The sequence below is a fragment of the Kitasatospora sp. NPDC002227 genome, from assembly GCF_040296285.1.
In the GTDB taxonomy this organism is placed as follows: Bacteria; Actinomycetota; Actinomycetes; order Streptomycetales; family Streptomycetaceae; genus Kitasatospora.
Window position 1 is genome coordinate 1 of the sequence record NZ_JBEOWY010000041.1, and the last position, 23,672, is coordinate 23,672.

Below are 23,672 nucleotides of genomic sequence, written 5' to 3' on the forward strand. Positions count from 1 at the left end.
AACGCTCGGCTGGGAAACCCCAGCCGAGCGTCTGGCTAAACTCCTCGCGGCCTAGACAACCGACCACGTGTTGCAACGACCCCTAGAAACCGCCGTTGCGACCGGGCCCTTCCTGCTGCTCCTAGGCCTCGGTGGACTCGGCCTTCTTGCGGTCCTGCGCCTCGCCCTCCTCGATGACGGCCTCCGCCACGGCGGCCATCGTCATCCGGCGGTCCATCGAGGTCTTCTGGATCCAGCGGAAGGCAGCCGGCTCGTTCAGACCGAACTTGGTCTGCAGCACGCTCTTCGCCCGGTCCACCAGCTTGCGGGTCTCCAGCCGCTGGGAGAGATCCGCGATCTCACCCTCCAGCGCACGCATCTCCGCGTACCGCGAGACCGCCATCTCGATCGCAGGCACCAGATCGCTCTTGCTGAACGGCTTCACGATGTACGCCATCGCGCCGGCGTCCCGCGCCCGCTCCACCAGCTCGCGCTGCGAGAAGGCCGTCAGCATCAGCACCGGCGCCAGGTGCGCCGCGTGGATCTGCTCCGCCGCCGACAGCCCGTCAAGCACCGGCATCTTCACATCGAAGATCGCCAGATCCGGCTTCAGCTCCTCGACCAGCTTGACGGCCGTGGCGCCGTCCCCGGCCTCCCCGACAACGGTGTACCCCTCTTCCTCGAGCATCTCCTTCAGGTCGAGACGGATCAGCGTCTCGTCCTCGGCGATGACAATTCGGGTGATCTGGGGCGAGTCGGTCTCAAGCGGCTGGGGCTGCTCGTCGGCGGTGCTCACGGGGCTCCTCAATCCGGCGGGTAGTGCATGCACGAGCCTACCTAGACACGGTATGTTTGATACACGACGACTCGGGGGCAACCTTCGATTCGACGGATGCCCCGGTAGCCCAGCGGTAGAGGCCATGGTCTCAAACACCATCCAGCGTGGGTTCGAATCCCACCCGGGGTACAGCGCCTTCAATTTGAAGGTCATGCAAGTTGGCGGAGATCTTCATCACTACGGGTGAAGATCTCCGCTTTCTTGGCATCTGAGACGGATCTGCTCCGCAAGATCGCACGCATGCACGACATTGCAGTACGACAGCGAGCCGTCGCGCTCTGCCGACAGGGCCGGTCCAACGCGGAAATCAGCCGCCAGCTGAGCGTCCCCCGAGGCACGGTGGGCTGGTGGAAGCACCGGGACCTCGCGAAGCACGGCACGCTGCCGGGCCGGAAGCGGTCTACCTGCCTCCGCTGCTACGGCGACCCGATCAACCAGCCCGCGTACACCTATCTCCTTGGCCTCTACCTCGGTGACGGCCACATCCTTCACTCCAAGCAGTCCCGTGTGCCGCACATGACCATCACCTGCGACGACCACTGGCCTGGCGTCATGGACGAGGTCGAGCAGGCCATCCGCCAGGTACTGCCGACCAACTCTCCCTGCCGGGTCCGCCGGGCCGGCTGCCACGACGTCAAGGTGTACTCGATGCACCTCGCCTGTCACTTTCCCCAGCACGGTCCCGGCGTGAAGCACAGGCGCCTCATAGCCCTCGAACCCTGGCAGCAGGACTTGGTCGACGCCCACCCCTGGCAGCTCATCCGGGGCCTCATCCACTCCGACGGATGCCGCATCACCAACTGGACGGTCCGTACCGTGGACGGCCGGCCAAAACGCTACGAGTACCCGCGATACATCTTCAGCAACACCTCCACCGACATCATCCGCATCTTCACCAACACCCTCGACTCCGTCGGTATCCAGTGGACGTCCGCCGCCCGAAGCTTCAGCCGTACCAACATCTCCATCGCCCGCAAGGCCTCCGTCGCATTGTTGGACGAACACGTCGGCCCCAAGTACTGAGGCTCCGCCGACATGGCCACCAGGCGCCGAGCCCTCACCCTCCTCGGGTCCGGCCTGACCCTCAGTCAAGTGAGCCGCGCCACCGGCGTCTCCCGGTCCGCCCTGCGGGAGTGGACGGTCCGGATCACGCCGAGCCCGCGAATGACGGCCGAGTGCCCGGTCGCGGGCGGCGACCTCGACCCCGCCCGGCCGCGCGCCGACTACGCGTACCTGCTCGGCCTCTACCTCGGCGACGGCTGCGTCAGCGAAGGCCGCCGCCAGGTGCACGCCCTCCGCATCGCCTGCGGTGACGCGTGGCCCGGCCTCATCGAGGAGTGCGTCAGCGCCGTCCGGGCGGTGATGCCGCTCGCACCGGGGCGACACCCTGCTGGCCGCGATCAACCTCAGCAGCGAGGTGGCCCTGGTCGCCGAGGACGGCAGCAGGACCACGGTGCTGGCCGCGGCGGACGGGCTCTCCAACCCGACGGCCATCGCCGTCCGCGGCGAGCGGGTCTACGTCACCGACTCCGCGTTCGTCACCGGTGTGGACCCGAACCTGCTGACGGCCCGCTTCGACCGCCGTTCCCAGGGCGGCAGCAACCTCGGGGCACCGGGCTCGTTGGACGGGGCATGACCATGCTTCCGTTGGCCCGTGCCGTCCTGTCGGCGGCGCTCGCCACGCTCCTGAGTGCCGGCACGCCTGCCGTGGCGAGCCCGGTCGCCCTCACCAATGGCGACCACGGGCGGGCCGTCGTGGTGCACCCTGGCGACCGGATCACGGTCCGGCTGGTCTCCGTACGGGAGGGCGGCGTGCGGTACGACTGGGACACTCCCACCGCCGCCGCCCCGGAGGTGCTGCACCGCTCGGAGGGCGCCACGGACCCGCGCGGCAGCAGCCGGGCCGTGTTCACGGCGGCTCAGGACGGGTCGAGTGCGGTCACCGCGCACCGGCGGTGCACGGTGGTCGAGCCCGGCGCCCTCTGCTCGCACGCCGTCGTCCTGTGGCAGGTCACCATCACCGCGGAGTAGACCGGAGCAGACCGGAGCGGAGCAGCGAAGCGCAGGAGCAGACCGGGGTTCAGGCGCCGAAGTCGGCCTCGACGTGGAGGCGGACGCCGGGGGCGTGGGCGGCGAGGGCCTTGCGCAGGCTGGGCTGGTCGAGGTGCCAGAGGTTGACGGGGCGGCTGGCGGCGATCAGGGCGGCGGACTTTCCGGTGACGCCGGTGCCGGCGCGGGCGGAGAGGCCGGGGCGGGGGGTGGCGGTCTCGGTCCGGTGGATGCCGATGTACGGGGTCCTGATGGTGCGTCCGTTGACCCGCATGCGCTGGACCCAGAGCTCCACCGCGGTGATCTCCGACCAGGGCACCGTGAGGGTGGTGGCGGCGTAGCGCAGCGGGTTGCCGCCGAGGACGATGCCGGTGGCGTCGACGCGCAGGGCGCGCCTGCGGGTGAGCGGCCCGGTCAGGGTGAGGAGCAGTCCGGTGACGCCCAGCAGTACGGAGAGGACGTCGATCAGCCAGATCGGGACGGGCAGGCCGTCGACCCGGGCCCAGGTGTGGCCGCTCAGGATGAGCGGGCCGGTGCAGAACACCAGGCTCCCGGAGGCCAGGACGGCCGCTTTCAGGGTCCAGCCGTAGCGGACTTCGTACGAGGCATCAGCAGAATCGAACACGCGGGGAGTCTGGCAGGCTTGCAGCCGCTTGACCAGGGATGACCAGCGGTCGGCCGGCCGCCCGGGGCGGATAGGGTGGCTTGATCGTTTCCGAGTGATCCGAATGATCCGAGTGAAAGGCTCCGAGGCCCCCGGTGACCGAGTCCCGCCCGCACACCCTGTTCTCCTTCGGCACGCTGCTGGACCCGGCGGTCCAGACCGCACTCTTCGGCCGCACCGTCCCCACGGCCGCCGCGTCCCTGCCCGGCCACTCGACCAGGCCGCTACGGATCAGCGATGCGCGGGTGATCGCCACCAGCGGCCAGGACGTGCATCCGACCCTGGCGCGCAGGTACGGCGCCACGGTGGAGGGTGGCGTGCTGCGGCTGAGCGACCGGGAGTTGGCGGCGGCCGACGCGTACGAGGTGGCGGACTACGCCCGGCGGCGGGTGCTGCTGTCCTCGGGTGAGGCGGCCTGGGCGTACCTGGACGCGGAGCCGTTGCGCGCGGCGGCGCGGATCGTGATCGTCGGGGACAGCATCGCGTACGGGCGGTGCGACCCGCAGGGTGGCTGGGCGGGGCAGTTGGCCGCCTCGCACATCGCCGTGAACGAGGCCGAGCACCGGGTGTTCAACCTGGCCGTCCCCGGGAGCACGCTGGCGGAGGTCAGCGTGCAGACGCCGGGGCTGCTGGGGCCCCGGCTGCCTGACACGCTGATCGTGGCGGCGGGGATCAACGACTCGGCCGGTACCGACGGGCTGTCCGGCCTGACCGGCCACCTGGACACGCTGGCCGAGACGGCTCTGCGGCACGGCGCCCGCCTGGTGGTGCTCGGCCCGCTGTGGCTGGACGAGAGCCGCACCGCCGACCTCCACGGCCTGTGCTTCACCGAGGCCCGGGCGCTCGCGCTGCGCACCGCGCTGACCACCTGGTGCGCGCAGCGGCAGGTCGACTTCCTCGACCTGTGGGAGCCGCTGCGCGAGCGGCCCGAGTGGCTGGTGGACGGTCTGCACCCGGGCCCGGAGGGGCACAAGGAGCTCTTCCGGTACCTGACCGCCTGAACGGTGCGGCCCCTCCCGGGCGGGGAGGGGCCGCACCCGGCTCAGTTGTCGAGTTCGCCGATGTGGTGGACGCGGACGAAGTTGGTGGAGCCCGCGAGCCCCGGCGGGGAGCCGGCGGTGATGACGACGATGTCGCCCTTCTGGCAGCGGCCCAGCGAGAGGAGCTGGGAGTCGACCTGGGCGACCATCTCGTCGGTGGTCGGGGCGAAGGGGCCGAGGAAGGTCTCGACGCCCCAGGTGACGGCGAGTTGGCTGCGCACGGCCGGCTCGTAGGTGAAGGCCAGCACCGGGATCGGTGAGCGGTAGCGGGTCAGGCGGCGGGCGGTGTCGCCGCTCTGGGTGAAGGCGATGAGGTACTTGGCGCCGAGGAAGTCGCCGATCTCGGCGGCGGCCCGGGCGACGGCGCCGCCCTGGGTGCGGGGCTTGTTGCGTTCGGTGAGCGGGGGCAGGCCGGCGGCGAGGATGTCGTCCTCGGCGGCTTCGATGATGCGGCCCATGGTCTTGACCGTCTCGACGGGGTACTTGCCGACGGAGGTCTCGCCGGAGAGCATCACCGCGTCCGTGCCGTCGAGGACGGCGTTGGCGACGTCGGAGGCCTCGGCGCGGGTGGGCCGGGAGGCGTTGATCATCGAATCGAGCATCTGGGTGGCGACGATGACGGGCTTGGCGTTGCGCTTGGCGAGCTTGATGGCCCGCTTCTGCACCAACGGCACCTGCTCGAGCGGCATTTCGACGCCGAGGTCGCCGCGGGCGACCATGATGCCGTCGAAGGCGTCGACGATGGCCTCGAGGTTGTCGACGGCCTGGGGCTTCTCGACCTTGGCGATGACGGGGAGGTACCGGTTCTCCTCCGCCATGATCCGGTGGACGTCCTCGATGTCGCGTCCGGTGCGGACGAAGGAGAGGGCGATGAGGTCGGCGCCGGTCCGCAGGGCCCAGCGCAGGTCGGCGACGTCCTTGTCGCTGAGCGCGGGCACGGAGACGGCGACTCCGGGCAGGTTGAGGCCCTTGTGGTCGGAGACCAGGCCGCCTTCGATGACGATGCAGTGGACCCGGGGGCCGTCGACGTGGGTGACTTCGAGGCAGACCCGGCCGTCGTCCACCAGGATGCGCTCGCCGCGCGAGACGTCGGCGGCGAGGCCCTTGTAGGTGGTGCCGCACACTTCGCGGTCGCCGATCACGCCGTCCTCGACGGAGATGGTGAACTCGTCGCCGCGTTCGAGCAGGACGGGTCCGTCGGCGAAGGTGTCGAGCCGGATCTTTGGGCCCTGCAGGTCGACGAGGACGCCGACGCTGCGGCCCACTTCGTCGGAGGCCTTGCGGACCCGGCGGTAGCGTTCCTCGTGCTCCGACTGCGAGCCGTGGCTGAGGTTGAATCGGGCGATGTCCATGCCGGCCTCGACCAGGGCCTTGATCTGGTCGTAGGAGTCGGCGGCGGGCCCGAGGGTACAGACGATTTTTGCTCGGCGCATAGGCACGAGCGTAAGGATTACCCGTGCGTAACAACGACGTTCCGCCGGTCGGTCCGGTGGCAGTTGGTGAACGATTCGGTGAACAGTCTGACGCCGAGTGATCTCGCCTGCCGGGCAGCCCAGTTGACCGACCCGATCACCCGCCCGGTCAGCCTTCCGATGCAATTCCGTGAAGGGGTGTTCACCTCCGGTTCACCGCAGCTTGGGGAGCTGCTCCCGCCGGAGCGCGAGTCTGGATCATCAGCGCGGGAACGGTGAACGACCGACACGGGGGCGGAGTTGGCAATGAGACGGGTCGCGGGGCTGGTCGCCGCGGTGGTGCTGCTGGTGGCGGTGACGGTGGTCGCACTGCACGACTGGTCGGGCGGGAAGGCGACCGCTTCGGTACGCATCATGATCGGTTCGGAGAAGTTCGACTTCTTCAACGACCAGGACGTGAAGGGCGAACTGGCCGCCCAGGGCCTGAAGACCGACCTCACAACCACCGGTTCGTGGTCGATGGCCAGTGCGGACCTGTCCGGTTTCGACCTGGCGTTCCCCGCCAGCCAGCCGCCGGCCGAGGACATCCGGCGGGGGCACCACATCACCACCGACACCGTACGGCCGTTCTACTCGCCGCTGGTGGTGATCGCGCACCTCGCCACGGCCAACGTGCTGTACGCCAACCACATTGCGGCAAAGGCCGATTCGGGCGTCTGGAAACTGCGGATGCACGAGTACCTGGAGGCCGTCCGGCAGGGCACCACCTGGCAGCAGCTGGACACCGACCACAGCCACGCCGAGCTGACCGGCGCGCTGTACATCAGCACCACCGACCCGGCGACCTCATCCTCCGGCGCGCTCCACCTGGCCCAGCTCTCCTATCTGGCCAACGGCGGCGCGGTGGTCAAGGACGGTCAGGGGGTGGCCCGGGTGAGCGGGCTGGTGAAGCAGCTCACCGGCGTCCAGGGGGACCAGAAGACCAGCAGCGACGGCCCGTTCAAGGACTTCCTCTCCGGGGTCGGCAACCCGCTGGTACTGGTGTACGAGTCCCAGGTCGCCGCGCTGCTCGCCCAGCACAAGCCGGTGGACGACCTGGTGGTGCTCTATCCCGACACCACCGTCTCCAGCGACCACACCGCCGTCGGCCTCACCCCGAACGGCGACAAGCTGGCGCAGCTGCTCCGGGACGACCCGAAGCTCCGCGCCCTGGAGGCCCGGTACGGCTTCCGCCCGCAGGCGGACGCCGCCGCCTTCGCGGCCGCCGTCGGGGAGCGCGACAAGAACCCGGTCCTGGCACCGGACCTCGCCGCCGCCGGGGTGGCCCAGGCCCAGGTGCCGACCCTCGACGTCCTGACCGAGCTCGTCCAGACCGCGAAGGGCCGGTGAGCCCGGTGCGGGCACAGTTCCTCCGACGCAGCGCCGCCCTGCTGGCCGGCCTGGCCCTGACCCTGACGGCCTGCTCGAGCGACCCTTCGCCCGGCCCGGTCTCCCCGACGGCCAAGCCCGGCGTGCTGCGGGTGCTGGCCAGCAGCGAGCTGCAGGACATGACCGGCATCCTGGAGCAGGCCCGCAAGGCCACCGGCATCACCGTCCAGGTCAGCTACACCGGCTCGCTGGACGGTGCGGACGCGGTCTCCTCGGGCCAGGCCGACGGCAAGTACGACGCGGTCTGGTTCTCCTCCGACCACTACCTCGGGCTGGACCCGGCCGGGCGGGCCAAGCTGGTGTCCGAGACGCCGGTGATGGTCTCGCCGGTGGCGGTCGGGGTCCGGGCGGGCCTGCTGTCCGAACTCGGCTGGGGCGACGGCAGCAAGGTGACCTGGAGCCAGATCGGCCAGGCCGCGGCGAGCGGCAGGCTCTCGTACGGGATGGCCGACCCGTCACGGTCCAACTCGGGTTTCGCCACCCTGGTGGCGGTGGCCTCCGCCTTCTCGGGCGCCTCGGCGGCGCTCACCGACGCGGACGTGGCCAAGGCCACCCCGCAGCTCAAGCAGTTCTTCACCGGGCAGAAGCTGACCGCGGGCTCCTCGGGCTGGCTGGCGCAGGCGTACCAGAAGCCGGGGCAGGGCGAGAAGATCGGCGCACTGGTCAACTACGAGTCGGTGCTGCTGTCACTGGACCGCACCCTCACCGGCCCCGACCACCTGACGGTGATCCGGCCGGTGGACGGGGTGGTCTCCGCGGACTACCCGATGGCGCTGCTGAGTTCGGCCGGGCAGCCGGCCCGGGAGTCCTTCCGGAAGCTGACCGGCTACCTGCTCGGCGCCGACGCCCAGAAGGCCGTCACCGAGCAGACCCTGCGCCGGCCGGTCACCCCCGGGGTGGCGCCCGCCCCCGGGCTGCCCACGGACCGGCGGCGGGAGCTGCCGTTCCCGGGCACCAGGGCGGTGGCGGACGGGCTGCTCTCCTCCTACCAGAACGAACTGCGCCGACCGTCGCGGACGGTGTACGTGCTCGACACCTCGGGGTCGATGGCGGGCACCCGGCTGAAGCAGCTCAAGGCGGCGATGAGCCGGCTGACGGGCAGTGACGACTCCCGAGGGCAGCGGCGGTTCCGCAACCGCGAGGAGGTCACGCTGATCCCGTTCGCCTCGCAGGTGAAGGCGGAGAAGACCCATACCGTGCCGGAGAAGTCGCCGCAGGCCGAGCTGGCCGCGATCGACGCGGACGTGCAGGCGCTGTCGGCGGACGGCGGCACCGCCCTCTACACCAGCCTGGAGGACGCCTACCAGGTGATCGCCAGGCAGCAGGCGGCCGAGCACGACGACCGGTTCACCTCGATCGTGGTGATGACGGACGGGGAGAGCAACGAAGGGGCGACGGACGGGCAGTTCCGCACCTTCCTGCAGGGGCTGCCCGCCGGGCAGTCGGTGCCGGTGTTCCCGATCCTGTTCGGTGACGCGGCGAAGGGCCAGCTGCAGGGGATCGCGGACCTCACCGGAGGCAAGCTCTTCGACGGGACGGGCTCCCTGGAGGGCGCGTTCGAGGAGATCCGTGGCTACCAGTAGAGCGCTGCGCTACCTGGAGTCGACGAAGAACCTGGTGGGGTGCGGCCTCGGCGCCGGCGGCCTGGTGCTGCACCTCGCCGGGCTCGGCGGCCCGTGGTGGCCCGCCCTGGTGGCGGGCCTGTACGCGGCCGGCGCCCTGCTGGCGCCCGGCCGCACCCCGCCGGACGACCCCTGGCGGCGCGAGCTGGACGCCTTCGCGGCCCGCGCGGCCGAGGCGGGAGTACCGGCCTCGGTGGGCCTGCGGGCCTTCCTCGACACGATCGCCCCCGGCCCCGCCGGTGAGCACCTGCTGCACCGTCAGCTGCCACTCGCCCTGGCCGGCTTCGTCCGGGCCCGCACCTGGGAGTCCCTGGACCCCCAGGGAACCGACCCGGCGGAGGAGTTCAAGGAGCAGCTGGAGCGGCTCAGCCCAGTGCGGCGCCCAGTTCTCCCCTCCCCCTGACGCCGAGCTTGCGGAAGCTGTTGGTCAGGTGGGTCTCGACCGTGCGGACGGCGAGGTGCAGGAGGGTGGCGATGTCGGCGTTGGAGTGGCCTTCGGCGGCCAGGCGGCAGATCCGGCGTTCGCTGTCGGTGAGGGCGCTCTCGCCGGTGTGGCAGTCCTTGGTGAGGCGGGCGCCGGATTCGCGCAGCAGGGCGACGGCGAGGTCGCGCAGGCGTAGCGCGCCGATGAGCTCGGCGCGTTCGGCGGCCTCCCGCAGGCTCTGGCGGGCGGCGGCGCGGCGGCCGCCGTCGCCGAGCATCCGGCCGTGGGTGAGCAGGGCGGGTACGAGTTCGACCTCGGCCTCGGGGGTGCGCAGCAGCTCGACGGCTTCGGCGGCCAGGGCAAGGCCGCGGCGGCCGCCGGTGGCGGCGCCGAGTGCCCGGGTGGCGCGGCCGATGGTGCGGGGGGTGCCCCAGGCGCGGGCGAGTTCGAGTTCGGTGGTGGCGAGGGCGGCGGCGGGGCCGGGGTTGCCGAGCAGCAGGTGGCAGTCGGCGGCGGCGGAGCGCCAGGGGGTGACGATGGGGCTCTCGACGTGGCGTTCGCTCTGGCGGCGGCCGCATTCGAGCAGGTCCTCGAGGGCGGCGGCGGGCTCGCCGGAGGCGAGGTGGAGCAGGCCGCGGGCGTAGAGGTACTCGTTCCACTCCCAGGAGTCGGAGGTACGGGTGACCTGCTGGGCGAGCTGGTGGGCGGCGGCGAGGCGGCCGGTCTCGGTGAGGGCGATGACGCCCTGGGCGAGCAGGTGGGAGTTGCCGATCACGGGCAGGACGGGCCCGCCGATCTCGTCCTCGGCCAGTTCGGTGCCGTCGAGGCCGAGTTCGGCGAGCAGCCGGCGGTACTGGCCGCGCATGACCAGGCTCTCGGCGCGGACGCTGAGCAGGCTCTGGCGGGCGGGGTGCAGCAGCGGGCCCTGGTGCTCGGCGAGGCCCTGGGCGACGAGCTGGTCGGCCTCGGTGAAGCGTTCGGCCCACTGGGCGAGGGTGGCGGTGGAGGCGAGGACGTAGGCGCGGGAGAAGGGTTCGTGGCCCGCGGCGGTCAGTTCCTTGACCCGGCCCGCGACTTCGGTGGCGCTCAGGCGGCCGTTGGTGGCCTCGTACTCGGTGAGCAGGGACCAGGCGGCGGGGGCGAGGCGGTGCGGGCTGCGGGCGGAGATGCGGCGCAGGCCCTGCACGACGTGCAGCCAGCTGTCGCCGTCGTGGGAGGCGATCAGGGCGGCGGCGGCCTGGACGGCGGCGGCGAGTTCGGGGCGGTCGCCGAAGCGTTCGGCGAGCTGTTCGAGGATGTCGAGGGCGGAGGGGGTGTCGCCCTGGCCGGCCAGGGCGGCGCCGAGCGCGTTGGCGACTTCGAAGACCCGCTCGTCGGACTGGTGCAGCCGGACGGCCTCGGTGAGGTGGCGCACCCCGGCGGCGTGCTCGGCGGGGCCGAGGGAGATCTCGAGGCAGCCGAGTTCGGTGAGGGCGCTGCTGCGGGCGGTGTCGGCGAGGCGTTCGGCGAGCACGCGGCGCAGATAGCCGACGGCGGCCTCGGGGTGTTCGGCGCGCTGGGCGGTGCGGGCGGCCCGCAGCAGGGTGTCGGCGGCCCAGGGGGCGGTGGGGCCGGGGGTGCGCAGGAGGTGCTCGGCGATGAGTTCGTCCGGCTCGCCGCGGCCGTGCAGGGCGGTGGCGGCGGCGTGGTGCACCCGGGCGGGGTGGGCGGGGCCCCAGCCGTCGAGGACGGCTTCGCGCAGCAGCGGGTGGGCGAAGCGCGGCCAGCGGCCGTGTTCGGCGGTGAGCAGCAGGCCTTGGCGGTGCAGCCCGGCGAGCAGGTCGGCGAGCCGGGCGGGGTTGGCCTCGCCGTAGGCGTCGATGGCCCGGGCGCACTCGGGGTCCAGGTCGGCGCGGGCGGCGCCGGCGGCGAGTTCGGCGAGGGCGGCGGGCGGGTCGGGCAGCCGGTCGGGGTGGCCGAGGCGGTGGCCCTGGAGGGTGGCGAGGGCGCGGACTGCGGCGGCGTGGCCGCGGCCGGCGCTGTGCAGCCAGCGTTCGACGGCTTCGACGTAGGCGCCGACGGGGAGCACGGCGCAGTGGGCGGGCAGGCCGGTGGCGGGGCCCGGGGCCTCGGCGAGGTCGGTGAGCAGGGCCTGGAGCAGCAGTGGGTTGCCGCCGGTGGCGCGGGCGCAGTCCTCGGCGAGGCCGGGCGGCGTGCCGGGGCCGAGGCGGCGGTGGACGACTTCGCGCACGGCGGACGCACTGAGTGCTCCGATCCGGCAGTGCTGGGCGAGGTGAGTCGGTAGGGTGTGCCCGAAGCGTGGTGCGCGGGTGGGGAGTTCGCGCTGGCGGCGTTCGGTGACGGCGAGCAGGACGGGCAGCCGGTCGGTGCGGCGGGCCAGTCGCAGCAGCCAGCGCCGCGAGGGGGCGTCGGCGAGCTGGATGTCGTCGACGGCGAGCAGCAGGGGGTGGTGGGCGGTGTGCAGGTGCAGCAGCTCCCACAGGTCCGCCTCGGTGGTGTGCGCGTGGGCCTCGGTGGCGAACAGCTGCCGGGCGACGGCGTACTCCTCCTCGGTCTCGTCCTCGGAGCAGCGGGCCCAGCGGGTGTGGGTGCCGTGCGGTTCCTCGGCGCGGACCAGGGCGGTGAGCAGGGCGCTGCGGCCGGTGCCGGCCGGGCCGGTGAGCAGCAGGACGCCGCCGTGGCCGCGGCGGGCGCGTTCGGCCATCTCGGCGGCCAGGGTGAGGGGCTCGCGTCGCTCGGCCAGGTGCGCGGGGCCGGCGGCCGGGTGGCCGTCGACGGCGCGGGCCGACGGGCCGGTGGCGATGGTCACAGCACTCCCCTCCGCGACGGCGCCGGGGGGATTCCGGCGGCCGGTTCGCTTGACCTCTTAACTCACCTGACGCATGCCGACGCGTCCTGGGTCGCATGCCGGTCGCAGGAGATGGTGTGACCTTGGTCGCACTCCCCCCGATCGCACTCCGGGGGTGGACCTCTGATCTCGTGGTCCGCCCACGATTGTCGTGGTGCTCGGTCCACGGAGAGTATGACGGCCGCAGCTCCGTCAGCCACTCGGGGCTACCGCCATCACCTGTCGTGTCCGATATGACCCGCCGTGCCCGAATCCTCCGGGCGGGGCCGGGCGGCACGCGAACTCGTGAGCACCTGGAGGAGGGGACCCTTGACCATTCTGGACACGCGTCAGCCGATTGCACCGACCATCACGCCCGGCCTGCGACCAGGGGTGCGGGTGCCGGTCGTGGTGCACGCGCCGGATCCGATCTCGCGGGCCGGGGCCGAGACCCAGCTGCGGCGCTGCGCCGGGGTCGAGGTGGTGGCCGAGGCGGCCGCCCGGCCGGGCGCGGTGGCGCTGCTGCTGGCCGACGTGGTGGACCCCACGGTGACCGGGGTGCTGCGGCGGCTGGTGCGCGGCGGCGAGACCAAGGTCGTGCTGGTGGTCGACCACATGCGCGAGGGTGAGCTGCTCGACGCCATCGAGTGCGGAGTGGGCGCCATCCTGTGGCGCAAGGAGGCGACGGCCGAGCGGCTGGGCCGGGCGGTACTGGCCGCCGCGCGCGGCGAGGGCGACCTGCCGGCGGACCTGCTGGGCCGGCTGATCGAGCAGATGGGGCGGCTGCAGCGCAGCGTCCAGGGCCTGCCGGGCTACGCCCCGCCGGGGATCTCCGAGCGTGAGGCGGACGTGCTGCGCCTGGTGGCCGAGGGCTTCGACACGGCGGAGATCGCGGCCAAGCTCTCCTACTCGGAGCGGACGGTCAAGAACGTGCTGCACGGCCTGACGACACGTCTGAACCTGCGCAACCGCGCCCACGCGGTGGCCCACGCCCTGCGGGAGGGCTACATCTAAACCGGTCCTGGGCGACGTCCGGGCCGCCACCCGGCGACGTCCGCCCCCGTCCGGCCCGGCCTGGTCCGGCCCGGCCGCTCGTGATCTTGGACGCATCTCGCGCGCATCGCCGCAGCTCACCTGCTCTTCACCTGTTGGAAACCGACAGGGGGCTACCGGCGGCGGGCGCGGCAGGGCAGACTTCTACGCGCGTCGCGCATGCTGACGGTCTGTCTTCTCCGCCCCACTTTGGAGTCGTCCATGTCCTTGAACCGCCGTGACTTCGTCACCCGCTCGGCCGCGACCGCGGCCGGTGCCGCCATCGCCGGCGGTCTTCCGCTGGCCGCGGCCACCGACGCCGCTGCCGCCGAGCAGGTCGACTCCGCGGCCCGGGGGCCCAAGCCCCCGTGGAAGGCGAAGTTCACCGTGATGGGCACCACCGACCTGCACGGTCACGGCCTGAACTGGGACTACTTCACCGACGCGGTCTACACCGACAAGGCGCACAACGCCGTCGGCCTCTCCAAGATCTCGACCCTGGTCAACCAGATCCGCGAGCAGCTCGGCCACAAGAACACCCTGCTGATCGACGCGGGTGACATCATCCAGGGCACCCAGCTCTCGTACTACTTCGCCCGGGTCGAGCCGATCACGGCCAAGCACAACCCGCCCAAGCACCCGATGGCCGTGGCGATGAACGCCATCGGCTACGACGCGGCGGCCCTGGGCAACCACGAGTTCAACTACGGCATCCCCACCGTCAAGGCCTTCGAGCACCAGCTGAACTTCCCGCTGCTGGGCGCCAACGCGCTGCACGCCAAGGACGAGAAGCCGGCCTTCAAGCCGTACGTCATCAAGGACATGCACCTCGGCGGCGGCGGCCGCCCGCTGAAGGTCGGCATCCTGGGCCTGACCAACCCCGGCATCGCGATCTGGGACAAGGCCAACGTCTCCGGCCAGATGATCTTCCCGGGCATCGTCGAGATGGCCGCGAAGTACGTGCCCAAGATGAAGGCCGCCGGCGCCGACGTGATCATCGTCTCCGCCCACTCCGGCATCGACGAGCCGACCAGCTACGGCGACCAGCTGCCCTACCCCGAGGACGCCTCCGGCGAGATGGCCGCGGAGGTGCCCGGCATCGACGCGGTGCTGGTGGGCCACACCCACAAGGAGGTGGCGCAGCGCATCATCGTCAACAAGGCGACCGGCAAGAACGTGGTGCTCTCCGAGCCGCTCTGCTGGGGCCAGCGCCTGAGCTGCTTCGACTTCGAGGTCGAGCACGACAAGGCCACCGGCTGGAAGGTCACCGGCGTCACCTCCCGGGTGCTCAACTCGAACACCGTGGACGAGGACCCGAAGATCACCAAGCTGCTCGCCGACCAGCACGCGAAGGTCGTCACCTACGTCAACCAGGTCATCGGCACCTGCAAGACGGACCTGTCGATCGCCGAGGCGCCCTTCAAGGACGTGCCGATCATCGACCTGATCGGCCGTGTCCAGGCCGACGCCGTCAAGGCCGCGCTCGCCTCCACCCAGTACAGCAAGCTGCCGGTGCTGGCCCAGGCCGCGCCGTTCAACCGCACCGCCGACATCCCGGCCGGTGCGGTCAAGCTGCGCGACGCCGCCGGCCTGTACATCTACGAGAACACCCTGGAGGCCCGCCTGATGACGGGTGCCCAGATCAAGGACTACCTCGAGTTCTCGGCCAAGTACTACGCCCAGGTCGCCCCCGGCGCCCCGATCGACAAGGCCACCCTGACCAACCAGGCCAACACGCCGGACTACAACTACGACTCCGTCTACGGCGTCTCGTACGACATCGACATCTCGCAGCCGGTCGGCTCGCGCATCGTCAACTTCAAGTACGCCGGCCAGCCGGTCGACCCGGCCGCCCAGTTCGTGCTGGCCGTCAACAACTACCGTGCCAACGGCGGCGGCAACTTCCCGCACGTCGCCCAGGCCACCAAGGTCTGGTCCAACTCGGACGAGATCCGCAACACGATGATCGCCTGGGTCAAGGCCAAGGGCGTCATCGACCCGGCCGACTTCGCCTCGGTCGACTGGCGTCTGGTCCGCGCGGGCGTCCCGGTCTTCTAACCCGCCCGCGGCACCCCTGGCAGTCGGAACCGATCGGCGGCACTGTACGTCACAGTGCCGCCGATTCGGCTTTCTCGCACGGGGGTTGGACCATGAGACACCGCTTGCCGCTGACCGGCGCGTTGCTCGCGCTCGCCCTGACCGCCTGCAGCCCGGGCGGCGCACCACTGATCGGGAAGACTCCGCCGCCCGACCCCGCCCGGGCCCGGGCCGCCGAGGTGGCCCGGGCCTGGGCGGGCTCGGCCGCGCAGGAGGCCTGGCTGCACGGCTACTACCCGCTCGACCGGCAGGAGTGGCAGCAGCCCGACGGCCTGCACCCCGGGCTCGGCGCCCTCGCGCTGCCCGTCGGCCGGTTCGAGGTGCGGGCGGCCCTGCCGCCGTACGGTCCGGCACCCACGGCCACCGTGGTGTGGGCCGACGGTTCGGCCCTCGCCCTTCCGGTGGTCGAATCCGGCGAGCTCTTCCGCTCACTCGAGGGCGTGACCTGCCGGAGCGACTGCCGCCCGCTCGTGGTCACCGCCGTCCGCCCCGGCACCCGGCAGGTCGCCACCAGCCGGGGCCAGGCCACCGTTCCCGTCTGGGAGTTCACCGTCACGGGGTACACCGGCGAGTTCGCCTACCCGGCCGTGGCGGCCCAGGAGGCCGCCCGCCCGCCCGCGTCGGAGCCCCCGCCCCTGCCCGGAGTCACCCGCGCGGACTGGACCGGCACCTCGCCGGACGGGCTCACCGTGCACGGGCGCGTCCAACTCGGCTGCGGCACGCTGGAGTCGGCGCAGACCTACGAGACCGACTCCGCCGTGGTGCTCGTCCCGCACCTGCACTCCGACCTGAAGCCCGGCCAGGTGTGCCACCCCGCCGCCTACCTGTCCCCGGTCGACTTCCGCCTCTCCCGGCCGCTCGGCCCCCGCACCGTCCTCGACCTGCTCACCGGCCGCCCCGAGGCGCCGCTCGGCCCGGCCGGCTGGCCGGGAGCTCCCCAGCCACCCGCCTGACCAGCACATCCCTTCCACCCGTACGGGGGTTGACCATGACGAGACGTCGCTCGCCACTCCTTGCCACACTCTGCCTGCTCGCACTCGCCCTGACCGCCTGCGCGTCCGCGCCGGCGATGCAGCCGCCTCACGAAGAACTGCCGCGGCCCACCGTCGCCGCGACCGCCCGCGCCGCCACCGTGGCCCGGCTCTGGGACGGTTCGGCCGAGCAACGGGCCTGGCTGCACGGGTACTACCCGCTCGATCCCCAGCGGGAGTGGCTGCCGCCGGACGCCTTCCACAGCGGGGCGGACAAGCACGCCTTCCAGGGCGGCCGGCTGGAGCTGCGCACCGCCCTGCCCACCACCGGCCCGGCACCGACCACCCTGAGCTGGGCCGACGGCTCCACCGTCACGCTGCCCACGCTCGGCGCCGCCGAGGTGTACCGCTCGATGACCACGGACAAGCCGGGGTGCCCAGACGGTTGCAGCCCGCTCCTGGTCACCGCAGTCCGCCCGGGCACCCGTGAGGTGGCCACCAGCCGGGGGCAGGTCACCGTCCCGGTCTGGGAGTTCACCCTCGCCGGGTACCAGCAGCCGGTCGCCTATCCCGCCGTCGCCCCGCAGCAGGACCGGAGCACGGCACCGCCGCCGCAGATCGCGGACGGCACCGCAGCGGGCTGGACCAGCGCCTCCCCCGACGGCCTCACCCTCCACGGCACCGTCCCCCTCGGCGGCTGCCAGGTGATGGACTCGACCGAGGCCTACGAGAGCGACACCGCCGTGGTCCTCATCGCCCGAACCCACTCCGCCGTCGGCCCCGGCCAGGGGTGCGCGGCCTCCGTCGCGGCCCGCCCGGCCGGCTTCCACCTGCACCGGCCACTCGGCACCCGTACCGTCCTCGACCTCGGCACCGGTCTGCCGCAACTACCCCCCACACCACGGCGCCACCTAAGCTGACCCGGAACCAGCCGCTCCGGGAGAACGGACCGTCACCGTGGACCTCGCCTTCACCGGTCACGTCATCGAGTGGCGGGGCCCCGCCCCGTACTACTTCGTGCCCCTCCCGCCCGAGCAGTGCGGCGACATCGCCGCCGTCGCGACGGCGGCCAGCTACGGCTGGGGCGTGATCCCCGTCGAGGCCCGCCTCGGCGGGGCCGCCTTCACCACCTCGCTCTTCCCCAAGGACGGCGGCTACCTGCTGCCCCTCAAGAACGCCGTACGCCGACCGCAGGGCATCACGGCGGGCGACCAGGTGGCGGTGGAGCTGACCGTCCGGATCTGAGCTCAGTCGGTGTCGGTGGCCGCCAGCACCGCCAGGCGGCGGCCGTCCGGCGAGAGTGCCAGTACGCCGAGGTCCCAGGCGATCCGGTTGAACCAGCCGGGGCCGGTGGAGAACCCGAACCACCGGTGCGCCTCGACCAGCTCCGCCACGACGGCCGCCGACGCCCCCTCCCCCGCACCCACCATCCCGGCGAGCGAACGCCAGGCCGCGAGGCGGCCGTAGGCGCCGTACTCGCTGGAGCTGTACGCCCCGCCGTGGGAGGCGGCGTTGAACAGCGCCTCCCAGACCGCCGCGGGCGAGCTCTCGGTGACCGCGGCCCGGCCGTGCCCCTCGGTACAGTCGAGTCCGACCGCCGGCAGCGCGGCGGGCAGGGCCGCCAGGGCCAACGGCTCGGCGAACTCGAAGGCCCGGGCCTCGACGTCCCCGTTCGAATCCTCCGTCCAGTTCCGCACGGCGGCGCCGATCGCGGCGCCCGAGGCTGCCGTGGTGCTCTCCGTCCAGGCCGGGACGGACGCGACGGCGCTGCCCGGCAGCGACGCCCGGGAGGCATCGCCTGGCAGGCTGTGGCCGCTCCAACCCAGGACGTGCCTCGGCAGCGGCGGGTCGAGCTCGAACCGGAAGCGGGTGAGCGGCAGCCAGGCCAGCGGGTGGCGGGCCCGGTACGGCGCGCTCACCCACTCGGCCGCCGACGGCAGCGCGGCGAGGTCCACGCCCCGGACCACCAACTCCTGTACCAGGCAGGCAGGCAGCTCCTCCGAACCGCCCGCGCCGCTCCGGAAGAGCGTCGCCAGGTCGGCCGGCCGCCGGCTCGAGGCCAGCAAGGAGGCGGCCAGGCGCGGGAGTTCACCGCCGTCGTCGGCCGCCACCAGCCGGGCCGCCCGGTCGGCGTACCCGGCCCCCGGCGTGCGGGCGAGCATGCGCAGCAGCTGGTGCTGCACACTGGGGTACTGCCAACCCCCCTTCGCCCGGCCCCCGTAGGCCTGGCCGAGCGCGACGCCCAGCTCGGTCACCCGGTCGGCCTCCCCGGCCGCCATCCACCGCTCGGCCAGCTCCCGGACCGCGGTCACGCTCTTCAGCTCCGGCAGGCCGCGCACGATCCCTGCGATCTCCTCTGTCACGCTCCGCACCCTACGCGCGGCGGCCGTCCCGGAGCCGCCGGTTTCAAGGCCGCCGGGCCGAAGCGGGCGCGGTACGCCGAGGGGGTGAGCCCGGTCTCCCGCCGCATCAGGGTGCGCAGGTGGGCGGCCGTGCCCAGGCCGCTGCGGGCGGCGACCAGTTCGAGCCGGGCTTCGCCGAGCTCGATGAGGCGGCAGGCGAGGGCGACCCGCTCGCGGGTGAGCCAGGCCAGCGGGGTGGTGCCCAGCTGGGCCTGGAAGCGCCGGTGCAGGGTGGCGGGGCTGACGGCGGCGCGCGCGGCCAGGCCGGTGACGGTGAGCGGCTGGTCCAGCCGTTCCTGGGCCCAGGCCAGCAGCGGGGCGAGTGATTCGTCCGGGAGGTCGGGCACCGGGCGCCGGATGAACTGGCGCTGACCGCCGTCGCGGTGGGCCGCGAAGACCAGCCGCCGGCTGACCGCGTTCGCGATCTCGGCGCCGTGGTCCCGGCGGACGATGTGCAGCCCGAGATCGAGGGCGGCCGCGCTGCCGGAGGCGGTCAGAATGTCCCCGTCGTCGACGAACAGCACGTCCTCCTCCAGCCGGACGGCCGGGAACCGCTCCCGGAAGGCCGCCGCCCACTGCCAGTGCGCGGTGGCGCGCCGCCCGTCGAGCACCCCGACCGTCGGCGACCGGCACGACCCCGTCCCCGGCCACGTCGACGCCACGACCGGACACCCGCTGGATTCCTGACGCACCCGGCCCCCGCCTCCTGACAGGATCGGCGGCGACAGCGTCGTCGACGGGGAGGTCCCCATGGTGTTCGAGACCGAGCGGCTGATCGTACGGCAGTGGGCGCAGAGCGATCTGGACCGCCTGCTCGACCTCTACTCCCGTTGGGAGGTGGTCCGCTGGCTCGGCGCCGTGCCGCAGCAACTGGCCACGGCGGCGGACGCCGAGGCGCGGCTGGAGCGGATCCGGCAGCGCTCGGCCGATCCCCGGTACGGGGTGTGGGCACTGGAGGTCAAGGAGACCGGGGTGGTGGCCGGCTCGGTCCTGCTGGTGCCCTTCCCGGACCAGGAGGGCCCGGAGCAGGAGATCGAGGTCGGCTGGCACCTGCACCCCGACTCCTGGGGCCGCGGCTACGCCACCGAGGCCGCCCGCGGCGCCGTGGCCAAGGGCTTCGCGGACGGCCTGGCGGTCATCCACGCCGTCACCCGGCCGGACAACCACCCCTCCCAGGCCGTCTGCGCCCGCCTGGGCATGCGGCCCCTCGGCCTCACCACCCGCTGGTACGGGAGCGAGCTCACCGGGTTCCTGCTGCCGCGCCCGACGGATTGAGCCCCAGCACGAGCGGCACCGCGAGGAGGCTGAGCGCCAGCAGGAAGAGCCACGGCCAGGCGGCCCCGAGCCCGAGCAGGAAGGTCAGCAGCCCGGGCCCGACCGTCTGGCCGAAGGTCCAGGAGAGCTGGTACACCGCCAGGTAGCGGCCGCGCCGGGCCGGGTCGGCGAGGGCGACGCTCAGCTCCTCCCGGTGCGGGGTGGCCACCGTCTCGGCGGCGTTGTAGAGCAGCATCGCCGCGTACAGGCCCGCCATGACGGCCCGGCCGGGGGCGGCGGCGAGCAGTGCGAACAGCCCGAAGGCCAGCGCGTTGAGCAGCGAACCGGCGGCCACCACCCGGGTCGGGCGGTAGCGGCTCACCCAGCGGGTCACGGCGGTCTGGGTGAGCACCACCTGCGCGGTGTTGAGCACCAGCAGCGAGCCGGCCACCCAGGCCTGCCGGTGCAGCCCCTCGACCAGGTAGGCGGCGAGCAGCAGGCTGAGCACCAGCGAGGCGAAGACGAAGCACAGGTTGACGGCGATCAGCCGCAGGTAGCGGCGGTCCCGCAGCACCGCGCCGTAGCCGCCGCCCCTGGCGGTGGCCGCGGCCACCGGCTTCGCCGCCGCCGGGCGCCAGCACAGCAGCAGCGCGGCGGCCACGGCGTAGCTGAGCGCGTTCCCGGCCACCGTGACCCGCAGGCCCGTCGCCCCGCCCCAGCCGAGCAGCAGCGCGCCGAGCGCCCCGCCCAGCGCCAGTCCGGCGTTGCGCAGCGTGCCCGCCAGCGCGAACAGCCTCGGCCGCTCGGGGGCTTCGGCGGCGAGCACCACCAGGCCGGTGCTGGCGGTCCAGTAGGAGGCGGCACCCACCTGCGCGAGGAAGACCACGGCGGCCACCTGCCAGAACCGCCCGGCGGCCAGGAAGGCCAGGTAGGCACCGGCCGAGAGCAGGTTGGCGCAGACGGCCACCCGGCGGGCGTCGTAGCGGTCGATCAGCGGGCCGACGCACAGCGCGGTGGGCGCGGCGCACAGCCGCCCGAGGCTGATCGCGGCGCCCACCTCGGCGATGGTCAGCGAAGTGGTGCGGACGAAGTAGACGACGGTGAAGGCGAGGAAGAGCCCGCTGCCGAGGCTGTCGATCACGTACGAGCCGAGCAGCCGGCCGCGCGGAGCGGGCCGGACCGGGGTCGTCGGGGCGGGAGCTGTGGTGGTCATGCGCCGATCCTCGGCCGGGCCCCGCCGCGGGGCTCAGGATTTCGTCCTGATGGAATGATCACCCCGCAAGCCGCCGACCTGGGACAGGCCCGTGTTCACCCTGGAGTTCTCCGCACACGACCTCGCCGTGACGCGCTTCGCCTGCTCCCCGCTCTCCGAGGTCACCCACAGCGTGCAGGTGCTCAAGGAGCCCGGCTCCCACGCCGTCCACCTGCCGTGGGTGCGACAGGCCGAACAGGCCCTCGACGCCGTCGGCTTCGCGCTGCTCGACGCACTCGTCCCGGTGCCGACCGTCTACACCGCCGACTTCCTCACCCCGGTGCCGGAGTCCTTCTCCCCCACCCTCGACCAGGAGCTGGACCGCCTCGCCGCCACCGAACCGGACCGCATCGCCCTTGAGTTGGACCGCTACGGCACCGAACTCCCGTCTCTTCTAAGAGATTTCAAGAAGGACCCGGCCGCCGGCCTGGCCCGGCTCACCGCCGAGATCCGCGCCTACTGGACGGCGGCGATCGCCCCGCACTGGCCGCGCATGCAGCAGCTGCTCGAGGGCGAAGTGCTGCGCCGCGCACGGCAGATGTCGGCCGGCGGGCCGGCCGCGCTCTTCGCCGACCTGCACCCCCGGGTGAGCTGGGAGCGCGGCACCCTGCACATCGCCCACCGCTGGTACCACGGCGAGCAGCGCCTGGACGGCGAACGCGGTCTCGTGCTCGTCCCGGCCGTGTTCGCCTGGCCCGGCCTCTACACCCAGACCAGGCCGCCGCACCAGCCGAGCCTGACCTACCCGCCGCGCGGTGTGGCCACCCTCTGGGAGCGTCCCGCCCCGGCCCCCGGCGGCCTGTCCGCCCTGCTCGGCCCCTCCCGTGCCTTGCTGCTCGCCGAGCTCGGCGCCCCCGCCACCACCACCGAACTGGCCCACCGCACCGGCCTGTCCGCCCCGAACGTCTCCCACCACCTCGCCACCCTCACCGGCGCCGGCCTGCTCACCCGCCACCGCACCGGCCGCACCGTCCGCTACACCCGCACCCCGGCCGCCGACACCCTCCTGGCGGCGGCCCTGGGCCAGGTCAGAGCCACCCGCGGTGAGCAGCCTTGATGCCGGCCTCGAAGCGGCTGCCGGCGCCCAGGCGCTCCATGATCGAGGCCATCAGCCGGTTGACGGTCCGGGAGGAGACGCCCAGGCGCTGGCCGGCGGTGTCGTCGGTGAGTCCGGAGCCCAGCAGGCGCAGCAGTTCGCGTTCGGTGCCGCTCAGCCCGGTCGCGGCGTCCTCGGCGCGGGCCGCGCCGAGCGGGACAGCGGTCTCCCAGGCCTGGTCGAACAGCTCGCACAGGGCTCCCACCAGGCCCGGCTCGGTGACGTGCAGAGCGCCTCTGCGGGTGTCGGCGGGGTCGATCGGGACGAGGGCCTGGGCTCGGTCGACGATGACCAGGCGCTGGGGGATGACCGGGGCGGTGCGGATCTCGCCGCCGTGGTCGAGCATCCAGTCGGCGTGGGCGGCGGTGTGCGGGGCGTTGCGGACGGCGTCCTGGTAGAGGCCCTTGATCGCGATGCCGCGGGCCAGCGCCCCGGCGTTGGCGGCCCGGGCGGCCGCCAATTCCTCCGGGCGGTGGCCGGTGCCGGGGTGGACGCCGAGGCACTCGGCCTGCGCCCGGCGGCCGAGCTCCTCCAGCCGGTCCTGGACGGCGTCCATGCCCAGCAGGCGTTCGCCGTGCGCGGCACGGCTCTCGGCACGGTCGGCGACCAGCCTGGTCACGGCGGCGCGGGAGGCGGCGAGCTGGGCCTGGCGGGCGGCCAGTTCGGCCTCCTGGCGGGCCAGCATGTCCGCGAGGCCGACTTCGGGACTGACCGCGCGCATCCGGCCCGGGTGTTCGCCGGAGGCGCGCACCAGCAGCAGGCCGGCGAGTTCGTCCAGGCAGGCGTGCACCTGGCCGGCGGTCAGGTCCGCGGCGGCGGCCAGTGCGGCGACCCCGTCGCCCGGCCGGTCGAGCATGGCCCGGTAGACGGCCGCGGCGGCGCCGGACAGCCCCAAGGATTCGAGCATGGTGGTGTGCCCCCCGTGAACACGCGTCGCGCTTCGGAACCGGGCTCATGATGGCAGTCTCCCCCGCTGTCTGCATGCGCTGTTTGGTTAGGCACCACGGCAGTTGACGGGCCGGGCGCGAGCCCCTGTCGGGATCCCGCCTGGCGCCTTGGCGACAGCCCGAAGCCCTGGCGGCCCGGCCGCCCGGCGGCGAAGCTTGAGCCATCGCCGCTCCTCCTCCCGCAAGGACAACGACCATGACCCGCCTGCCACTTGCCGTCGCCACCGCGGTCGCCGCCCTCGCCGTGGTCCTGCCGCCCACGGCGGTCACCACGACTCCCGCCGCCCCGGCCGGCTCCTCGGCAGCGGTGAACCCCACCGAGTTCCAGTGGGGCTGAC

Annotated in this window: 22 protein-coding genes, 1 tRNA gene and 2 pseudogenes; 17 read left to right on the top strand and 8 right to left on the bottom strand. The window is 73.0% G+C overall.

What is annotated here, in order from left to right:
• Nucleotides 1-121: 121 nt before the first annotated feature.
• Nucleotides 122-775: an ANTAR domain-containing response regulator gene (locus ABT095_RS28355; protein ID WP_350532377.1), complete on the bottom strand. Its 654-nt coding sequence runs from the start codon at nt 773-775 to the stop codon at nt 122-124.
• A gap of 98 nt (nt 776-873) precedes the next feature.
• Here ABT095_RS28355 and ABT095_RS28360 point away from each other — a divergent pair.
• The 4 genes from ABT095_RS28360 (at nt 874) to ABT095_RS28375 (ending at nt 2,848) form a co-directional block, all read left to right on the top strand.
• Nucleotides 874-946 (top strand) — tRNA-Leu (locus tag ABT095_RS28360).
• 111 nt (nt 947-1,057) lie between these two features.
• Complete coding sequence (locus ABT095_RS28365; protein ID WP_350532378.1) at nt 1,058-1,840, top strand: helix-turn-helix domain-containing protein; 783 nt, start codon at nt 1,058-1,060, stop codon at nt 1,838-1,840.
• A 394-nt stretch (nt 1,841-2,234) separates the two neighbouring features.
• On the top strand, nt 2,235-2,453 hold the full coding sequence (locus ABT095_RS28370) for a hypothetical protein (protein ID WP_350532379.1): 219 nt from the start codon (nt 2,235-2,237) through the stop codon (nt 2,451-2,453).
• On the top strand, nt 2,450-2,848 hold the full coding sequence (locus ABT095_RS28375) for a hypothetical protein (RefSeq protein ID WP_350532380.1): 399 nt from the start codon (nt 2,450-2,452) through the stop codon (nt 2,846-2,848). Before ABT095_RS28370 ends, ABT095_RS28375 begins: the two co-directional genes overlap by 4 nt.
• A 49-nt stretch (nt 2,849-2,897) precedes the next feature.
• Here the strand turns inward: ABT095_RS28375 and ABT095_RS28380 are convergent, their stop codons facing one another.
• Entirely contained in the window at nt 2,898-3,491 is a 594-nt protein-coding gene (locus ABT095_RS28380; RefSeq protein WP_350532381.1) for a hypothetical protein, read from the bottom strand.
• 134 nt (nt 3,492-3,625) lie between these two features.
• On the opposite strand from ABT095_RS28380, the gene ABT095_RS28385 reads away from it, so the two are divergent.
• Nucleotides 3,626-4,531: a GDSL-type esterase/lipase family protein gene (locus tag ABT095_RS28385; protein ID WP_350532382.1), complete on the top strand. Its 906-nt coding sequence runs from the start codon at nt 3,626-3,628 to the stop codon at nt 4,529-4,531.
• Nucleotides 4,532-4,572: 41 nt separating this feature from the next.
• Here ABT095_RS28385 and pyk read toward each other — a convergent pair whose 3' ends face one another.
• Nucleotides 4,573-6,003, bottom strand: a complete 1,431-nt coding sequence (gene pyk / locus ABT095_RS28390; RefSeq protein WP_350532383.1) for a pyruvate kinase — start codon at nt 6,001-6,003, stop codon at nt 4,573-4,575.
• 285 nt (nt 6,004-6,288) lie between these two features.
• Between pyk and ABT095_RS28395 the strand changes: the two genes are divergently transcribed.
• Genes ABT095_RS28395 through ABT095_RS28405 form a run of 3 tightly spaced genes read left to right on the top strand, consistent with a single transcriptional unit; the run spans nt 6,289 to nt 9,435 of the window.
• Nucleotides 6,289-7,371, top strand: coding sequence for a hypothetical protein (locus tag ABT095_RS28395; protein WP_350532384.1), 1,083 nt, complete (start codon nt 6,289-6,291; stop codon nt 7,369-7,371).
• Complete coding sequence (locus ABT095_RS28400; RefSeq protein ID WP_502885033.1) at nt 7,368-8,993, top strand: substrate-binding domain-containing protein; 1,626 nt, start codon at nt 7,368-7,370, stop codon at nt 8,991-8,993. The genes ABT095_RS28395 and ABT095_RS28400 overlap by 4 nt, the downstream gene beginning before the upstream one ends.
• Nucleotides 8,980-9,435 carry a hypothetical protein gene (locus ABT095_RS28405; protein ID WP_350532386.1) on the top strand — a complete coding sequence of 152 codons (456 nt, stop codon included), beginning with the start codon at nt 8,980-8,982 and terminating at the stop codon, nt 9,433-9,435. Before ABT095_RS28400 ends, ABT095_RS28405 begins: the two co-directional genes overlap by 14 nt.
• Here the strand turns inward: ABT095_RS28405 and ABT095_RS28410 are convergent.
• The gene (locus ABT095_RS28410; RefSeq protein WP_350532387.1) at nt 9,398-12,265 is read right to left on the bottom strand and encodes a helix-turn-helix transcriptional regulator; all 2,868 of its coding nucleotides are present in this window, start codon (nt 12,263-12,265) and stop codon (nt 9,398-9,400) included. The genes ABT095_RS28405 and ABT095_RS28410 overlap by 38 nt on opposite strands.
• Nucleotides 12,266-12,613: 348 nt before the next feature.
• Between ABT095_RS28410 and ABT095_RS28415 the strand changes: the two genes are divergently transcribed.
• The 5 genes from ABT095_RS28415 (at nt 12,614) to ABT095_RS28435 (ending at nt 17,628) form a co-directional block, all read left to right on the top strand.
• A complete protein-coding gene (locus ABT095_RS28415; protein WP_502885034.1) occupies nt 12,614-13,297 on the top strand; it encodes a helix-turn-helix transcriptional regulator in 684 nt (227 codons plus the stop codon).
• Nucleotides 13,298-13,537: 240 nt separating this feature from the next.
• Nucleotides 13,538-15,373 carry a bifunctional metallophosphatase/5'-nucleotidase gene (locus ABT095_RS28420; protein ID WP_350532388.1) on the top strand — a complete coding sequence of 612 codons (1,836 nt, stop codon included), beginning with the start codon at nt 13,538-13,540 and terminating at the stop codon, nt 15,371-15,373.
• A 92-nt stretch (nt 15,374-15,465) separates the two neighbouring features.
• Complete coding sequence (locus tag ABT095_RS28425; RefSeq protein WP_350532389.1) at nt 15,466-16,365, top strand: hypothetical protein; 900 nt, start codon at nt 15,466-15,468, stop codon at nt 16,363-16,365.
• Between the two features lie 35 nt (nt 16,366-16,400).
• Entirely contained in the window at nt 16,401-17,303 is a 903-nt protein-coding gene (locus ABT095_RS28430) for a hypothetical protein (protein WP_350532390.1), read from the top strand.
• Nucleotides 17,304-17,340: 37 nt separating this feature from the next.
• Complete coding sequence (locus ABT095_RS28435) at nt 17,341-17,628, top strand: DUF1905 domain-containing protein (protein ID WP_350532391.1); 288 nt, start codon at nt 17,341-17,343, stop codon at nt 17,626-17,628.
• Nucleotides 17,629-17,630: 2 nt separating this feature from the next.
• Here ABT095_RS28435 and ABT095_RS28440 read toward each other — a convergent pair whose 3' ends face one another.
• Together ABT095_RS28440 and ABT095_RS28445 are read right to left on the bottom strand one after the other, a co-directional pair.
• Complete coding sequence (locus ABT095_RS28440) at nt 17,631-18,746, bottom strand: DUF6183 family protein (protein ID WP_350532392.1); 1,116 nt, start codon at nt 18,744-18,746, stop codon at nt 17,631-17,633.
• Nucleotides 18,743-19,402, bottom strand: a pseudogene (locus ABT095_RS28445) (GlxA family transcriptional regulator); the annotation flags it as partial. The gene ABT095_RS28440 and the pseudogene ABT095_RS28445, both read right to left, overlap by 4 nt.
• Here ABT095_RS28445 and ABT095_RS28450 point away from each other — a divergent pair.
• Together ABT095_RS28450 and ABT095_RS28455 are read left to right on the top strand one after the other, a co-directional pair.
• Nucleotides 19,386-19,472 (top strand): annotated as a pseudogene (locus ABT095_RS28450) (cupin domain-containing protein); the annotation flags it as partial. The pseudogenes ABT095_RS28445 and ABT095_RS28450 overlap by 17 nt on opposite strands.
• Before the next feature lie 63 nt (nt 19,473-19,535).
• On the top strand, nt 19,536-20,060 hold the full coding sequence (locus tag ABT095_RS28455; RefSeq protein ID WP_350532393.1) for a GNAT family N-acetyltransferase: 525 nt from the start codon (nt 19,536-19,538) through the stop codon (nt 20,058-20,060).
• Here ABT095_RS28455 and ABT095_RS28460 read toward each other — a convergent pair.
• Nucleotides 20,026-21,252 (bottom strand): MFS transporter, encoded by a 1,227-nt coding sequence (locus ABT095_RS28460; RefSeq protein WP_350532394.1) that lies wholly within the window; start codon nt 21,250-21,252, stop codon nt 20,026-20,028. The genes ABT095_RS28455 and ABT095_RS28460 overlap by 35 nt on opposite strands.
• A gap of 91 nt (nt 21,253-21,343) precedes the next feature.
• On the opposite strand from ABT095_RS28460, the gene ABT095_RS28465 reads away from it, so the two are divergent.
• Entirely contained in the window at nt 21,344-22,348 is a 1,005-nt protein-coding gene (locus ABT095_RS28465) for an ArsR/SmtB family transcription factor (RefSeq protein ID WP_350532395.1), read from the top strand.
• Here ABT095_RS28465 and ABT095_RS28470 read toward each other — a convergent pair.
• The gene (locus tag ABT095_RS28470; RefSeq protein ID WP_350532396.1) at nt 22,320-23,294 is read right to left on the bottom strand and encodes a LuxR C-terminal-related transcriptional regulator; all 975 of its coding nucleotides are present in this window, start codon (nt 23,292-23,294) and stop codon (nt 22,320-22,322) included. The genes ABT095_RS28465 and ABT095_RS28470 overlap by 29 nt on opposite strands.
• 236 nt (nt 23,295-23,530) lie before the next feature.
• Between ABT095_RS28470 and ABT095_RS28475 the strand changes: the two genes are divergently transcribed.
• Entirely contained in the window at nt 23,531-23,671 is a 141-nt protein-coding gene (locus tag ABT095_RS28475) for a hypothetical protein (protein ID WP_350532397.1), read from the top strand.
• Nucleotide 23,672: the final 1 nt, after the last annotated feature.